At 71.4% G+C, this 14,704-nt stretch carries 18 protein-coding genes; 6 read left to right on the top strand and 12 right to left on the bottom strand.

What is annotated here, in order from left to right:
• From ABZX11_RS11100 to ABZX11_RS11110, 3 genes are all read right to left on the bottom strand, one after another.
• A partial coding sequence (locus tag ABZX11_RS11100) for a M15 family metallopeptidase (RefSeq protein ID WP_354912041.1) occupies positions 1 to 563 on the bottom strand: 563 nt, incomplete at its 3' end.
• Positions 564 to 905: 342 nt separating this feature from the next.
• Positions 906 to 1,307: an arsenate reductase ArsC gene (locus tag ABZX11_RS11105; RefSeq protein WP_354912043.1), complete on the bottom strand. Its 402-nt coding sequence runs from the start codon at positions 1,305 to 1,307 to the stop codon at positions 906 to 908.
• A gap of 12 nt (positions 1,308 to 1,319) precedes the next feature.
• A complete protein-coding gene (locus ABZX11_RS11110; protein WP_354912046.1) occupies positions 1,320 to 1,667 on the bottom strand; it encodes a metalloregulator ArsR/SmtB family transcription factor in 348 nt (115 codons plus the stop codon).
• 71 nt (positions 1,668 to 1,738) lie between these two features.
• On the opposite strand from ABZX11_RS11110, the gene ABZX11_RS11115 reads away from it, so the two are divergent.
• The gene (locus tag ABZX11_RS11115) at positions 1,739 to 2,152 is read left to right on the top strand and encodes an ArsI/CadI family heavy metal resistance metalloenzyme (protein ID WP_354912049.1); all 414 of its coding nucleotides are present in this window, start codon (positions 1,739 to 1,741) and stop codon (positions 2,150 to 2,152) included.
• Here the strand turns inward: ABZX11_RS11115 and ABZX11_RS11120 are convergent.
• The 3 genes from ABZX11_RS11120 to ABZX11_RS11130 all read right to left on the bottom strand — a co-directional run bounded on the left by ABZX11_RS11120 (position 2,091) and on the right by ABZX11_RS11130 (position 4,260).
• Positions 2,091 to 2,447, bottom strand: a complete 357-nt coding sequence (locus ABZX11_RS11120) for a GNAT family N-acetyltransferase (RefSeq protein WP_354912052.1) — start codon at positions 2,445 to 2,447, stop codon at positions 2,091 to 2,093. The two genes, ABZX11_RS11115 and ABZX11_RS11120, sit on opposite strands and share 62 nt — an antisense overlap.
• A 108-nt stretch (positions 2,448 to 2,555) precedes the next feature.
• Positions 2,556 to 3,104, bottom strand: coding sequence for a type 1 glutamine amidotransferase domain-containing protein (locus ABZX11_RS11125; protein WP_354912055.1), 549 nt, complete (start codon positions 3,102 to 3,104; stop codon positions 2,556 to 2,558).
• Between the two features lies 1 nt (position 3,105).
• Entirely contained in the window at positions 3,106 to 4,260 is a 1,155-nt protein-coding gene (locus ABZX11_RS11130; protein ID WP_176170411.1) for a glutathione-independent formaldehyde dehydrogenase, read from the bottom strand.
• Between the two features lie 167 nt (positions 4,261 to 4,427).
• On the opposite strand from ABZX11_RS11130, the gene ABZX11_RS11135 reads away from it, so the two are divergent.
• On the top strand, positions 4,428 to 5,378 hold the full coding sequence (locus ABZX11_RS11135; RefSeq protein ID WP_354912059.1) for an SRPBCC family protein: 951 nt from the start codon (positions 4,428 to 4,430) through the stop codon (positions 5,376 to 5,378).
• On the top strand, positions 5,375 to 6,550 hold the full coding sequence (locus ABZX11_RS11140) for a zinc-dependent alcohol dehydrogenase (RefSeq protein WP_176170413.1): 1,176 nt from the start codon (positions 5,375 to 5,377) through the stop codon (positions 6,548 to 6,550). Before ABZX11_RS11135 ends, ABZX11_RS11140 begins: the two co-directional genes overlap by 4 nt.
• Here ABZX11_RS11140 and ABZX11_RS11145 read toward each other — a convergent pair.
• The 5 genes from ABZX11_RS11145 to ABZX11_RS11165 form a co-directional block, all read right to left on the bottom strand.
• The gene (locus tag ABZX11_RS11145) at positions 6,540 to 7,145 is read right to left on the bottom strand and encodes a hypothetical protein (RefSeq protein WP_354912062.1); all 606 of its coding nucleotides are present in this window, start codon (positions 7,143 to 7,145) and stop codon (positions 6,540 to 6,542) included. The two genes, ABZX11_RS11140 and ABZX11_RS11145, sit on opposite strands and share 11 nt — an antisense overlap.
• Before the next feature lie 68 nt (positions 7,146 to 7,213).
• Positions 7,214 to 8,149, bottom strand: a complete 936-nt coding sequence (locus ABZX11_RS11150) for an ABC transporter substrate-binding protein (RefSeq protein ID WP_354912065.1) — start codon at positions 8,147 to 8,149, stop codon at positions 7,214 to 7,216.
• A gap of 9 nt (positions 8,150 to 8,158) precedes the next feature.
• The gene (locus ABZX11_RS11155; protein ID WP_354912068.1) at positions 8,159 to 8,926 is read right to left on the bottom strand and encodes an amino acid ABC transporter ATP-binding protein; all 768 of its coding nucleotides are present in this window, start codon (positions 8,924 to 8,926) and stop codon (positions 8,159 to 8,161) included.
• A complete protein-coding gene (locus ABZX11_RS11160) occupies positions 8,923 to 9,789 on the bottom strand; it encodes an amino acid ABC transporter permease (protein ID WP_354912071.1) in 867 nt (288 codons plus the stop codon). Before ABZX11_RS11160 ends, ABZX11_RS11155 begins: the two co-directional genes overlap by 4 nt.
• On the bottom strand, positions 9,786 to 10,271 hold the full coding sequence (locus ABZX11_RS11165; protein ID WP_354912074.1) for a GNAT family N-acetyltransferase: 486 nt from the start codon (positions 10,269 to 10,271) through the stop codon (positions 9,786 to 9,788). Before ABZX11_RS11165 ends, ABZX11_RS11160 begins: the two co-directional genes overlap by 4 nt.
• A gap of 199 nt (positions 10,272 to 10,470) precedes the next feature.
• Here ABZX11_RS11165 and ABZX11_RS11170 point away from each other — a divergent pair, with 199 nt between their 5' ends.
• Both ABZX11_RS11170 and ABZX11_RS11175 read left to right on the top strand, forming a co-directional pair.
• Complete coding sequence (locus ABZX11_RS11170; protein WP_354912077.1) at positions 10,471 to 11,457, top strand: LLM class flavin-dependent oxidoreductase; 987 nt, start codon at positions 10,471 to 10,473, stop codon at positions 11,455 to 11,457.
• Positions 11,454 to 12,737, top strand: a complete 1,284-nt coding sequence (locus ABZX11_RS11175) for an LLM class flavin-dependent oxidoreductase (protein ID WP_354912079.1) — start codon at positions 11,454 to 11,456, stop codon at positions 12,735 to 12,737. Before ABZX11_RS11170 ends, ABZX11_RS11175 begins: the two co-directional genes overlap by 4 nt.
• A gap of 148 nt (positions 12,738 to 12,885) precedes the next feature.
• On the opposite strand, the gene ABZX11_RS11180 is transcribed toward ABZX11_RS11175, so the two are convergent.
• Entirely contained in the window at positions 12,886 to 13,731 is an 846-nt protein-coding gene (locus ABZX11_RS11180) for a LysR family transcriptional regulator (protein ID WP_354912082.1), read from the bottom strand.
• 90 nt (positions 13,732 to 13,821) lie between these two features.
• Between ABZX11_RS11180 and ABZX11_RS11185 the strand changes: the two genes are divergently transcribed.
• Positions 13,822 to 14,661, top strand: coding sequence for a TIGR03620 family F420-dependent LLM class oxidoreductase (locus ABZX11_RS11185; protein ID WP_354912085.1), 840 nt, complete (start codon positions 13,822 to 13,824; stop codon positions 14,659 to 14,661).
• The last annotated feature ends 43 nt before the right edge of the window (positions 14,662 to 14,704 follow it).

Genomic DNA, 14,704 nt, shown 5'->3' on the forward strand with positions numbered 1-14,704 from the left:
ACGTCCCCGGCGTGGATCATGCCGGGCAGGGTCTGCGTCCGGTCGACGTAGGGCGCGCCGTTGGGCGGGTAGACCGCGCCGCTGCCGGAGACGTACGGGTTCTGCACGGTGTTGATGTCGATGGCCCGCCCGTAGGAATGGTTGGACCAGGCGGTGCCCCCGGTGATCGCCCGGCAGTTGAACGCGGAGGTGTTGTTGGCCGCCATGGACGCGTCGTCGTCGGAGTCGTACTTCTCGACGGTGTCCATCCGCTCGATGGGGAACCGCCCGAAGTAGAGGTCGCCGAAGACCCGGGCCACCTCGAGCGCCCGGTCGGCGTGGACGACCAGCTCGCCCCGGTGCACGGCACCGTCGAAGCCCAGGAAGCTCAGGTTGACCAGCCGCAGCTGGTCCGGCCCGACCGGGCACCCCTCGTGCCAGCTGTTCCCCAGCCGCTCCGCGGAAACCGGCCTGATGACCGCGACATAGGCCGGAAGCCCACTCCCGGCCGGTGCGGCCACCTCCACGGTCTGGTCCGTGGCCGCCGGCGCCTGCGTGGCCCCGGCCAGCAGCACCGACAACACGAAGGTGAAGACAGCAAGAACTCTGGTTCTCGAATTCAAGGCGTTCGCTTTCTCTCGATTACTCCCGCAGCGGCGGGGAATACACCGCGGCGAGGAGTCAGGAAATGTGGTGCGGCCGGCGCGCCTTCGGTGCGTCACCCCTGCTATCCCCCAGCCGGGTGATCAACTCTTGCCCGGCCGACCGTGCCAGCGGCAGCTGACCAGCGTCAACCGGACCGAAGACGTTTCATCCAGGCGCGAAACATCAGCACGCGACGCGCTCGCGGCAACCTTTGCGGCGTCGCGCCGCAGCCTGCGAAAACGGTGGTGGGAAAAGAGATCAGGCGGAAATGCCGGCGATCATCAGCCGTGGAGTCCGGCGAGCAACTCCCGCACCAGGCGGTCGATCTCGTCCCGGATCGGCCGGACGTCCTCGACGCCCTTGCCCGCCGGGTCGTCCAGCTGCCAGTCCAGGTACCGCTTGCCGGGAAAGATCGGGCAGGCGTCGCCGCAGCCCATGGTGATCACGACGTCGGCCGCCTCGACCGCGGCGGTGGTCAGCTTCTTCGGGACCTCGCGGGAGAGGTCGAGCCCGATCTCGGCCATCGCCTCCCGCACCGCGGGGTTGATGCTGTCGGCGGGCGCGGAGCCGGCCGAGCGGACGTCGACCGCGCCACCGGCGTGGTGGGCGAGCAGCGCGGCGGCCATCTGGGAGCGGCCCGCGTTGTGCACGCAGACGAAGAGGACTTCAGGCTTGCCGGTCACGGGCGTTCTCCCTCAGCCGGTGGTCGTGAGCACGGCCGACAGCCGAGCGAGCACCTCGGGGTGCACGCGGTAGAAGACCCAGGTGCCGCGGCGGTCGCCGGTGATCAGGCCGGATTCGCGCAGGACCTTGAGGTGGTGGGAGATGGTCGGGCCGGTCAGGTCGAAGACCTCGGTCAGGTCGCACACGCACGCTTCCCCACCGTCGTGGGACGCGATCAGGGAAAGCAACCGCAGCCGGACGGGGTCGGCCATCGCCTTGAACAGGTGCGCGAGCTCCACCGCCTGGCCCTGCGTCAGCGGCTCCCGAGCCAGCGGCGCGCAGCAGGTGTCCGCCGTGACGAGCGGCAGTTGCTTCGACATGTCTCTATCTTGACAGGCTTCTATGCAAGGGGCAATGCTGCTTAGACACACATCTATCCAAGGAGGCGGCGATGTCACGGGTACAGCTGGCCCTGCGGGTCGGGGACCTGGCCGGATCGATCGACTTCTACTCGAAGCTGTTCGGCACCGAGCCGGCAAAGCTCCGGCCGGGCTACGCGAACTTCGCGATCGAGGAGCCCGCGCTGAAGCTGGTACTCCTGGAGGGCGAGCCGGGCCAGGAGACGGCGATGGACCACCTCGGCGTCGAAGTCGAGTCGACCGACCAGGTCGGCGCGGCGACCCGGCGGCTGACCGGCGAAGGCCTCGAGACGCTGACCGAGGACGACACCACGTGCTGCTACGCAGTGCAGGACAAGGTGTGGGTCCACGGCCCGGGTAAGGAGCCGTGGGAGGTCTACACGGTCAAGGCCGACTCGAAGACGTACGGCGCCGACCGGGCAGCGCCGGAGGGCTGCTGCCGCTGAAGCCCCGGAGCCGGTGCGCAATCGAGGGCGCACCGGCTCCGCGCCCCTGGGCTTCCGGGTCGACGTAGACGCTGTGCTCGACGACCCCGGCGTACACGCACCGCGAGGACACGGCCGAGACCGCGGCCCAGCCGATGGCCCGCCCAGCCGGGTCGAGCGCGACCAGCCGGTGCTCCGCAAGGTGGTCGGCGTCCCAGGCCTCCCAGGCAGGAGCCGTAAATTCGAAGCCGGCCTGCCCGGTGTCCAGCCCGGCCTGGTAGATCGCCAGCACCTGGTCCGCGTGGTCGGCCGTCATGGCCACGACCTCGACCGCCAGGTCCGCGGCGGCGTCGCGATCGGGCGTGACGGTCCAGCACGGTCAGCCCTTCTATCGTTCATCGACGATAGAAGGGCTGGCCGGCAACTACCCCGTCTTCGCGAACTCCTGCACGATCCGCTCGCAGAACACCGGCAGGTCGTCCGGCGATCGGCTGGTCGTGATGTTGCCGTCGGTGACGACCGGCTCGTCCACCACCTCGGCCCCGGCGTTGCGCAGGTCCGTGCGCACGCTCGGCCACGAGGTCAGCCGGCGCCCGCGTGCGACGTCGGCCTCGACGAAGTTCCACGGGCCGTGGCAGATCGAGGCCACCGGCTTGCCCGAGCGGACGAAGTCCCGGACGAACCGCACCGCGGCGGGTTCCATCCGCAGCTTGTCCGGGTTCACGGTCCCACCCGGCAGGAGCAGTGCCTCGTAGTCGTCGACCGAGACGTCGCCGACCAGCTGATCCACCTTGAAAGTGCCGGCGTCCTCCAGGTCGTGGTCGCGCGCCTGGATCTCGCCCTCGGCGATGGAGACCACGGTGGTGCTGGCGCCGGCTTCGTCCAGCGCCTGCCGTGGCTGTTCCAGCTCGACCCGTTCCACCCCGTCGGCCGCGAGGATGGCGACCCGGCGTCCGTTCAGCTCTCCTGACATGTCAGGCACCCGCCATCGCCGGGTGCAGGACGACCTTCGTCCAGCCGTTTTCCCGCTTGTCGAAGTGCTCGTAGGCCTCCGGCGCGCGCTCGAGCGGCAGCTCGTGGCTGACGATGAACGACGGTTCGGCCTTGCCGCCGGCGATCAGGTCGCGCAGCTGCCGGTTGTACTTCTTGACCGGGGCCTGGCCGGTGCCGATGTGCTGGCCCTTGAACCAGAACATGCCGTAGTCGAAGGCGAGCTTGCCCTGCTTGGCCAGCTCGTCCTCGGCCCCCGGGTCCTGGGGCACGAAGACGCCGACGTTGCCGATCGTCCCGGTGAACCGGACCGAGGCGACCAGCCGGTTCATCGTCAGGTTGGCCCGCTCCCGGCCGTCGGGCTCGTGCGCCTGGTAGCCGACGCACTCGCAGCCGTTGTCCGCGCCCAGCCCCATCGTCTCGTCGAGCACGGCCTGCACCGGGTCGACCTTCGAGTCGTCGATGGCGATCGCGCCGATCGATTCCGCCAGCCGCAGCCGGTCGGCGTGCCGGTCGACGACCATCACCTTGCCCGCTCCGCGGATGGTCGCCGAGAGCGCGGCCATCAGCCCGACCGGGCCCGCGCCGTAGATGACCGTCTGATCGCCGGGACGCACGCCGGCCATCTCGGTGGCGTGGTAGCCGGTCGGGAAGATGTCGGCGAGCATCACGTAGTCGGTCTGGCGCTGCTCGGCGTCCTCGCCCAGCCGCAGGCAGTTGAAGTCGCCCCACGGCACGCGCAGCAGCTCGGCCTGCCCACCGGCGTACGGGCCCATGTCGGCGAAGCCGTACGCGGCACCGGCCATCTTCGGCTCGGGCTGGGCGGTCAGGCAGTAGTTCGTCAGCTGCCGCTCACAGTTCTTGCAGTGCCCGCAGGCGATGTTGAACGGCATGACGACCCAGTCGCCCACCTGGACCTTGTCGACCCCGGACCCGACCTCGACGACTTGTCCCAGGTTTTCGTGCCCGAACCAGCGTCCGGTCTCGAAATCGGTGCGGCCCTCGTACATGTGCAGGTCCGAGCCGCAGATGTTCGCCGACGTGATCCGCACCAGGACGTCGGTCGGCCGTTCGATCTTCGCGTCCGGTACGTCCTTGACGCTGACCTGCCGCGGCCCGTCGTACACCACTGCCTTCACAACAGCCTCCTCGCGTGGGTGTCCCCTCGGGCGGCGGATTTCCTCGGGGGAAACCGATAAACCGCGAACGGCCGCGGTCGTTCGAACGAGTCGGCCGGTTAGCCGGATCGCGCAGGGGTAGCCGCCGCAAGATGAGCCCGACAACGGAACGAAGAGCGCAAGAGAAAGTGCAGCGGCGGGGACGGCGGCTGGGCTGGTTGAGCCTGGGCCTTGGCGTCGCACAGCTGGCGGCCCCGCACACCGTGCGCCGGCTCAGCGGCGTGGACGACTCGGCGAAGTCGCGCGTGGTGGTGCCGGCCGTCGGCCTGCGGGAGCTGGTCCACGCGGCCGGGCTGCTGGCGAGCAGGCGGAAGGGCGTCTGGGCCTGGACCCGGGTCGCGGGCGACGCGATGGACCTGACCGCGCTCGGCGTGGCCCTCACCCACCGTGGCGGTGACCGACGGCGGCGGCTCGCCGGGGTCACCGGCGCCATCGCCGGCATCACCGCGCTGGACCTGCTGACCGCCGTGCAGGCCACCCGCGCGGAACACACCAGTCCCGCGCGGGCCGCGCGGGCCACACGCAAAGGAGATTCCGTGGAACTGACCGCAGCGACCACCATCCGCAAACCACCGCCGGACGTCTTCGCCTTCTGGCGCGACCTGGAGAACCTTCCCACCTTCATGGCGCACCTCGAGCAGGTCCGCACCACCGGCGACCGGACGAGCCACTGGACCGCCGCCGCCCCCTTCGGCCAGGACGTCGAATGGGACGCGGAAATCACCGAAGAGACCCCCGGCGAGCGGATCGCGTGGCGCTCGACCGGGAAAGCGACCGTCCCCAACGCCGGCACCGTCTGGTTCACCCCCGCCCCCGACGGCGAAAGCACCGAGGTGAACGTCGTCCTGGCTTACGAGCTGCCCGGCGGCGCGCTGGGCAAGGCCGTCGCCAAGTTCTACGGCGAGGAACCGCACCAGCAGCTCGACGACGACCTGCGCCGGCTCAAGCAGGTCCTGGAAACCGGCGAAGTCGTCCGGTCCGACGGCGCCCCGTGGGGCAAACGGGCCCGCAAGGAATTCCCCCAGCGCCCGGCCCAGCCGCTGTCGGACGCCGAACTCGAGAAGGGACCGGACGCATGAGGGCCAACACCTGGGCGGGCCGCAACAAGGTCGAGGTCCGCGAGGTCCCGGACCCCAAGATCCTCAACCACCGCGACGCGATCGTGCGGATCACCTCCACCGCCATCTGCGGCTCGGACCTGCACCTGGTCGACGGGTACATCCCGACCATGCAGGACGGCGACGTCATGGGCCACGAGTTCATGGGCGAAGTCGTCGAAGTCGGGTCCGGCGTCGACGCGAGCCGGTTGCGCGTCGGCGACCGGGTCGTCGTGCCGTTCCCGATCGCCTGCGGCGCGTGCGCCGCCTGCGCCGCGGAACTGTATTCCTGTTGCGAGAACACCAATCCCAACGCGGGGATCGCCGAAAAGATGTTCGGTCACCCGGTCGCCGGGATCTTCGGCTACTCCCACCTCACCGGCGGGTTCGCGGGCGGCCAGGCGCAGTACGCGCGCGTGCCGTTCGCCGACGTCGGCCCGATCAAGATCGAGTCGGACCTGACCGACGAACAGGTGCTGTTCCTGTCGGACATCCTGCCCACCGGCTTCATGGGCGCCGACATGTGCGACATCCGCTCCAGCGACGTCGTCGCGGTGTGGGGTGCCGGTCCGGTCGGCCAGTTCGCCATGGACAGCGCCCGGGTCCTGGGTGCGGCGAAGGTGATCGCCATCGACAAGGAGCCCTACCGGCTGCGGCTGGCGGAGCAGGCCGGCCACATCCCGGTGAACTTCGAGGAGGTCGACGTCCGGTCCCGGCTGCTGGAGCTGACCGGTGGCCGCGGTCCCGACAAGTGCATCGACGCGGTCGGGATGGAAGCCACCCACGGCAGCGCGCACGTCGCCGCCTACGACCGGGTCAAGCAGGCGGTGCGGTCGGAGACCGAACGCCCGCACGCGCTGCGCCAGGCGATCCTCTCCTGCCGCAGCGGCGGCGTGGTCTCGGTGATCGGCGTCTACGGCGGCCTGCTCGACAAGTTCCCGGCCGGTGCGTGGATGAACCGGTCGCTGACCCTGCGGACCGGGCAGTGCCACGTGCAGCGCTACATGGAACCGCTGCTGCGGCGCATCGAAAGCGGCGAGCTGGACCCGACCCGGATCATCACCCACACCCTGCCGCTGGAGGAGGCCGAGCGCGGTTTCGACCTGTTCAAGAACAAGAAGGACAACTGCGAGAAGGTCGTCCTCAAGCCGTGACGCCGGTCGCGTCCGGCCGCCGGTGAACCCGGTGGCCGGACGCGGCGGCCAGCAGCGCCGTCCCGACGGCCACACCGATCATGGTCACCACCCCGCGCGGCCAGAAGATGTGACTGTCGAGAAAGGACACACTCGCGGCGAGCAGGACGACCCCGCCGGGCACGGCCCGCCGGCCGGCCCGCGCGATCGAGGCGGCGGAGACCAGCGCGGACGCGGCCAGGAAGCACCCGGCACCGAGGTGCCCGAGGAGGTCGCCGACCTCGAACAGGGAGCCGACCACCGGCGTGACACCGTGCTGGAAGCCGGTCACCGTGCCGGCGGCGATCCCGGCGACCGCGTCGAGCCCGCCGTAGAAAGTCGCGAAACCGTACGCCGCCACCCGGCCGGGCCGGCGCAGCCACGGCGACGCCGGCGCCAGCAGGAGCCAGAGCGCCGCGGCCGGCAACGGGAACACCGGCAGCAGGATGATGTGCAGCACGGTCCACCACCCCGCCGTGCCCGCGTCCAGCACCGCCGGGTGGGCCGCGCCGAACCCGGCCAGCAGCAGACCCGGCACCGCGAACAGCGCGGCTCGGAACCATCGTGAACCCGGCACCGGCCGAGCGTAGCGGCGGCCGGTGCCGGGTTCCGCCGGACGGGCATTAGGGAACTCTTACGGCCGGTTCACTTCCGGGGCAGGCCCTGCGGGTTGATCTCGGACGCGGGCAGCGCCTCGGAGGTGAGGTTCCAGCGCTTGAGCACCTCGGCGTACTGGCCGTTCTTGATCACCGTGTCCAGCGCCTGTTGCAGGGCCTTGACCAGGCCGTTGTCCTTTTTGGTCATCGCGGCGATGTCGGCCGGGATGGTGCCGCCGCCGGAGACCGTGCCGACGATCTTGGTCTTGCCGTCCACGGCGACGTGGTAGGCCGAGGTCGGGTTCGGGCCGGCGTAGGCTTCGATGCGGCCGGACTGCAGCGCGAGGTAGTAGTCCGAGGTCGTCTGGTAGTACTGGAACTTCGCCGGTGCCAGCCCGGCCGCCTTGTTCTGCTGGTCCCAGCGCAGCAGGATCTGCTCCTGGTTGGTGCCGGCGCTGACGCCGACGGTGAGCCCGGCGATGTCCTTCGGCCCCTGCACCGCGAGGGTCTTCTCGTTCTTCACCTCGAACGCGATGGTGTCCTTGCGGTAGGTCGCGAAGTCGTACTTGTCCTTGCGCTCCTCGGTCACCGTGATGTTCGAGAACCCGGCGTCGAACTGCCGGTTCTCCACCGACAGGAACAGGTTTTCCCACGAGGAGGCCTGCAGGTCGAGCTTGAGGCCGAGCACGTCGGCGACCAGCTGTGCGAGGTCGGGCTCCACGCCGATGACGGTCTTGTCGTCGTCGGCGCGGAAGGACAGCGGCGGGGTGCCGTTGCCGGTGGTCCCGACGACCAGGGTACCGCGAGTGCGGATGCCGGCGGGGACGAGCGCGGCGATCGCGTCGACCTTCTGCGCCCGGACGCGGTTCTGGTTCGCGGTGATGTTGACGCCGCCGGGCTGGGCCGCCGGGGCGGTGGCCGCTTCCGGGCTGCCGCACGCGGCGAGCACGAACACCGAAGCCAGCAAGAGTGTTCTCAGTTTCATGAGTTCTCCTCAAAGGACCTTGTCGACGAAGGCCCGGGTGCGGGCGTGACGGGGGTTGCCGAGGACCTCGGCGGGCGGGCCCTGTTCGACCACGCGGCCTTCGTCGAGGAAGACGACGGTGTCGGCGACTTCGCGGGCGAAGCCGAGTTCGTGGGTGACGACGATCATCGTCGTCCCGGTCCGCGCCAGGTCGCGGATGACCGCGAGGACCTCCCCGACCAGCTCGGGATCGAGCGCCGAGGTCGGTTCGTCGAAGAGCAGGACGCCGGGTTCGAGGGCCAGCGCCCTGGCGATCGCGACCCGCTGCTGCTGGCCGCCGGACAGCCGCCGCGGGTACTGGTCGGCCTTGTCGGCGAGCCCGACCCGGTCCAGCAGTTCGCGGGCCTTGGCCTCGGCTTCCGCGCGCGGACGGCGTTGCGCGGAGATCGGTGCCTCGACGACGTTCTCCAGCACGGTCAGGTGCCCGAACAGGTTGAAGTTCTGGAAGACGAACCCGATCTTCGTGCGCTGCTCGAGGATCTCGCGTTCCTTGAGCTCGTGCAGCCGGTTCCCGGACCGGCGGTAGCCCATCAGCTCGCCGTCGACGCTGATGAAGCCGCGGTCGGCGCGTTCGAGGTGGTTGATCAGCCGCAGCAGCGTCGACTTCCCGGAACCCGACGGTCCCAGCAGGACGGTGACTTCCCCTTGGCGGACCTGGAGGTCCACGCCGTCGAGGACGGTCAGCGCCCCGAAGCTCTTGTGGACCCCGCGAACGTCCACTGTGTACTCGGCGGTCATGCCCCGCGCCCCAGCCGGCGTTCGACGTAGTACTGCACGACCGACAGCACGCTGGTCAGGGCGAGGTACCAGGCGGTGGCCACCAGCAGCAGCGGGATCACCCGGCCGCTGCGCGTGTAGATCACCTGCACCTGGTAGAACAGCTCCGGCAGCGCCATGACGTACACCTGGGACGTCGCCTTCAGCAGCCCGACGATCTCGTTGGCCGCGGTGGGCACGATGGTGCGCAGCGCCTGCGGCAGCACGATCCGGCGGAACTGCCGCCCGGTCGGGATGCCCAGCGCCGCGGCCGCTTCGCGCTGTCCCGCGTCCACCGAAAGGAAACCCGCGCGCACGATCTCCGCGGCGTAGGCACCCTGGTGCAGCGCGAGCCCCAGACCGGCGGCCAGGAACGGCGGGATCAGGCTCATCGTCCCCACCGAGACGAAGGAGGGCCCGAACGGGATGCCGAAGGAGATCTCATTGTAGAGGATGGCGAGGTTGTACCAGAACAGCAGCTGGAGAATCAGCGGCACCGACCGGAAGATCCACGTGTAGGTCCAGCTGACCGCCCGCAGCAGCGGGTTCCGGGAAATCCGCAGCAACGCCAGCACGGTCCCGAGCAGGAATCCGGCCACGACCCCGAACAACGTCAGTTCGAGGGTCAGCGCGACCGCTTCCAAGATCGATTTCTGGAAGACGAACTTCGCGAACGTCGGCCAGTCGAACGCGGTGTTCGTCACCAGGGCGTGCCCGGCCATCGCGACCAGGACCGCGACGACGACGGCGGCCACCCAGGTCAGCGGATGGCGGGCGGGAACGATCTTCAGCGCTTCTTCCGGTGGCGCGGCGGGAGCGGGCCGCGTGCCGAGATCGCTGGTCATCTCGCCCCCACCACGGCGATGAGCGCTTTCGAAAAGGGCAGCGACGTGCGGGGCACGGCGTGGACGTCGAAGTGCGGGGTGTACCCGGTGGCCAGGTACAGCCCGCGCGCCTCGGGCTGGTTCGGGCCGGTGGTCAGGAAGATCCGCGCGTACCCGCGGCCGGCGGCTTCGGCTTCCAGCTCGGCGACGACCCGGCGGCCGAGACCACGGCCGCGGTGCGCGCGGTGCGTCCAGATGCGCTTGAGCTCCGCGGTTTCCCCGTCGTAGCGCTGGAAGGCGCCACCCGCGACCGCGACGCCGTCCGCGAGAAGCAGCAGCAAGCCACCGTGCGGTGGCGCGAACCGCTCGGGCGGGTATTCGCGGAGTTCGAAGTGGACATCGCTGAGCACGCGGTGGTAGCGCGCCGAATACTCGCGGGCGAGGTCGGCGAGCATGGGCCGGACCCGCGGATCAGACTGGGCGACCCAGACGGATTCGGGCATGAGGATACCTGTTCCGGAAAAGGGGAAAGGGAGGAAAAGCGCGGACGCCTTCCGGCTGACACGTCGAACTTTAAGAAGCACGCCGAGCCCGGTCAACGAGCCGGCCGCGGGTTCCAGATCCTGGACGAGGTACCCGGCTCCGCCGTCCACATCCTGAACGTGCGTGCGCCGCGGCCGCGCACCGGATAGCTGTGGAGGCATGACTTCTCGCAGTCTGCACGTCGCCGTGGAGCTGGACGGCGCCGAACCCGGCCGGTTGTCCCCCGGCGCCTTGGCCGGCGTCGTCACCACGGCCGAGCGCGCCGGGTTCACCTTCGCCACCTTCGACGACTCGCCCCTGCCGCCGCGCGGCGGGCTGCGGCTCGACGCGGGCACCCGCGCGGCCTACGTCACGACCCTGACCGATCGCCTCGGGCTCGCCGTGACCGCGAACGTCACCACGGCCGAGCCGTTCCACCTGGCCGCGCAGCTGGCGAGCCTCGACCACGCCTCGCACGGACGGGCGGCCTGGGTGGTCGCCGCCGACGGCTCGGCCGCGGCACTGGCCACCGTCGGCGGCTCCCGGCTCGACCCGGACGCACTGCACCACGAGGTCGCGGAAAGCGTCGAAGCCGTGCGTCGGCTGTGGGACTCCTGGGACGACGACGCCGTGATCAAGGACGTCGCCACCGGCCGGTACCTGGACCCGGACAAGGTCCACCACGTCGACTTCACGGGGACGCGGTTTTCGGTCAAGGGACCGCTGATCACGCCGCGGCCCCCGCAGGGCAGGCCGGTGGTGCTCGCCCCCGACACCCTCGCCGAAGCCGCTCGCCCGGACATCGTGCTCGTGGGCGGCACCGGCCTCGACGACGTCCGCGCCCGCGCCGCGCGGGCCCGGGAAACCGGCGCCCGCCTCGTCTTCGCCGAAGTCGAGGTCCGGCTCGGCGACGCCGGACGCCGGACGGACCCGGACCGCCTGCACTACACCGGGTCCCCGCTCGGCCTGACCGAACTGCTGGGCTGGCTCGCGACGAGCGTCGACGGCGTCCGCCTGCACCTCGCCGGCCAGGCCGCCGACCTGACGGCGCTGGCCGGCGAAGTACTGCCTTCGCTGCGCAGCGAAGGCCTGCTCGTCCCGCCGCGCCCCGGCGCCACGCTCCGTGCGTCGCTGGGCCTGCCGCGCGCGGAAAGCGTGTTCGCATGAGCGCGCGGCTGCACCTCGGCGTGTTCTACACCGGCGTCGGCCCGCAGTTCCTGTGGGACGACCCGTCGAACGCCGACCACACGGCGATCGAGACGTACGTGTCGGTGGCGCGAACCCTCGAGCGCGGGCTGTTCGACGCGTTCTTCCTCGGCGAGGGCCTGCGGGTGCGGGAGAACCGCGGCCGCGTCCACGCCCTCGACGTCGCCGGCCGCCCGGACGCGATCACCCAGCTGAGCGCCCTCGCCGCCGCCACCACCCGGATCGGGCTGGTCGCCACCCAGAACACCACCTACAACTTCCCGGCCGACCTCGCCCGCCGGCTGTCCTCTTTGGACTTCCTGTCCGGCGGACGGGCCGGCTGGAACATCGTCACCACCGACAACGCCTGGACCGGCGAGAACTTCCGGCACGGCGGCTGGCTGGCCCACGAGCGCCGCTACGATCGGGCGGAGCAGTTCGTCGAAGCCGCGCTGGCGCTGTGGTCCGGTGCCGGGCTGGTGGACCGGCACACCGACCTGGTGAACGTGCGGGCGGCCCCGACCGTGCCGCCCAGCCCGCAGGGACGGCCGGTGCTGTTCCAGGCCGGCGACTCCCCCGGCGGCCGCGAACTGGCGGCGAAGTACGCCGACGTCGTCTTCTCCGCCAACACCGCCTACGACAAGGCGCTCGCCTACGCCGAAGACCTGCGCGCCCGTCTCGCCCGCCACGGCCGCCCGGCGGACGCCGTCCGGATCCTGCCCGGCGCCACCGTCGTCCTCGGCGACACCCCCGCCGACGCGGCCGACCGCGCGGAGGACATCCGGCGGCGCCAGATCACCCCGCAGCGGGCACTGGCGTTCCTCGAGCAGTACTGGGGCCAGGACCTGTCGGCCTACGACCCGCACGGCCCGCTGCCGGACATCGAGCCCGTGGAGGGCGAGCTCGACCCGTCCCGCGGGACGATCTCCATCGCGGACCGGACCGGCAAGCTCGAGCGGATCCGGCGGTGGCGGGAGCTGGCCGAGGCGAAGAAGCTGTCGATCCACCAGCTGGTGCTGGAGGTCCAGCCGCGGCAGCGCGGCTTCGTCGGGACACCGGGACAGGTCGCCGACGAGTGGGCGCACTACGTCCGCACGCGCGCGGTGGACGGGTTCAACCTCAGCCCGCACCTGGTCCCCGCCGCCCTCGACGACGTCGTCGACCGGCTGGTCCCCGAGCTGCAGGACCGCGGGGTCTACCGCACCGAGTACGAAGGGACAACGTTGCGGGAGCACCTGGACCTGCCGCCTCTCACGGCTTGAGGCCCGCGGCGATGCACCGAGTACCGCGCCGTCTCCGACGATCCACCGGTAGGTGCAGGACGCGTCGGGGGCCGGCCGAGCGATTCACGCGGAGAAGCCCGCCGGGGTGTGGACCTCGTCGGGGCGGCCAGGCGGACCGCGGTGCCGGTCACCGGAAGGCCGCCCGGTGGGCCGCGACGCACGGGGGCGGGAGGTCGTCCGGGACGACGACGCTGCCGGTGATCGTCGTCGCCGGTTCGAGCGGGATCGCCCGCACGCGGCCGGGGCGGAGCTCGGCGACCTGATCGGCGGGCAGCACGGTCCAGCTGCGCGGATCGGAGCCGACCTCGACGAGCGTGTCCGCGACCGTGCCCGCGCGGTGCCCCGGCGGCACCGGCACCCCCGCCTCGCGCAACGCGGTCACCACGGACCCGTCGTGCTCCTGGGAGATCCGGAACGGCCCGCCGGCCAGCTCGGCCACGCCGATGCCCTCGCGGCCGGCCGCGGGGTGCCGCGTGGACACGACCGCGAACAGGGACTCCGTCCACGTCGGCAGCACCCGCACCCCCGGCGCCGCCCGCACCCCGCGCGCCAGCACCAGGTCGAGCTCCCCCTGCCGCAGCGCGTTCAGGCGCGCGGGCAGCGGCAGGTCGACGAGCACGACGTCGAATCCCGGAGCCCGTTCGCGCAACGCGTCGATCCCGCGTTCCAGCCGGGCGGTGAACTGGCCGGTGCCGGTCCCGATGCGCATCACCCCCGCCCGCGGGCTCGCCGCGACCCGCACCCGGTCGGCGGCGGCCAGCGCCTCCCGCGCCGCGTCCAGCACCCGCAGGCCGTCCGCGGTGAGCCGGACGCGCCGCGGCGACCGGTCGAACAGCCGCACCCCGAGTTCGCGCTCCAGCCGGGCGATCTGCCTGCTGACCGCGGGCTGGGCGATGTGCAGCCGCTCGGCCGCGCGGCCGAAGTGCAGCTCGTCGGCGACCGTGACGAAGTACCGCAACGCCCGTAGTTCCACCGGCCCTCCCCTGCGACGATGCCTCCAGGTTATCGCTGCGCGTGCACGCCGGCTCTGGTTCGCGGCGCGCCGCCGTGCTGGAGTCGGCCCATGACCATCGATCTCGGCCTCTTGGGCGCCCACCTGCGCGAGCACGAAGTGAATCCGGCCGCCGCGGCGCAAGTCGAGCGGGCCGGCTACGGCACCCTGTGGCTGGATGCCTCGCCGCCCGCCGACCTCGGCCTCGCGGAGAAGCTGCTCGACGCGACCACCCGGCTGGTACTCGGCACCAGCATCGTGAACGCCTGGACCGCCGACGCGGACACCGTCGCCGCCTCCCACCACCGCATCGAAGCCCGCCACCCCGGCCGGTTCCTGCTCGGCGTCGGCATCGGGCACCGCGAAGTCCACGCCGAATACGCTTCGCCGTACGACACGCTGGTGTCCTACCTGGACCGGCTCGCCGGTGCCGGTGTGCCGTCCGGCCGGACCGTGGTGGCCGCGCTCGGGCCGAGGATGCTGCGCCTGGCCCGCGACCGCGTGGCGGGCACCATCCCCGGCATGACCACCACCGAGCACACCCGGCGGGCGCGGGCGATCCTCGGGCCGGGAAGGCTGCTGCTGCCCGGGCACTTCGCCCTCATCGAGCCGGACGCCGGACGCGCCCGCGCGATCGCCCGGTCCGCCCCACCGGGGTTGGCGCTGGGCGTCACCAACTACGCCAACAACCTGCGGCGCCTCGGCTACACCGACGACGACCTCGCGGACGCGGGCAGCGACCGCCTCATCGACGACCTCGTCGCCCACGGAGAGCCGGCGACGGTGGCAGACCGGCTGCTCGCCCACCGGGACGCGGGCGCCGACCAGATCGGCGTCTTCCCCCTCGGCGACGACCCGATCGCCACGCTGATGGGCGTCGCCGACGCGGTGCACGCCGCCACAGCCCGGTGAGCCCGGCACCGCAAGGACCGAACGTCGTCAACCGCTGTCCACC

The organism is Amycolatopsis sp. NPDC004169 (assembly GCF_040610315.1).
Lineage (GTDB): Bacteria > Actinomycetota > Actinomycetes > Mycobacteriales > Pseudonocardiaceae > Amycolatopsis.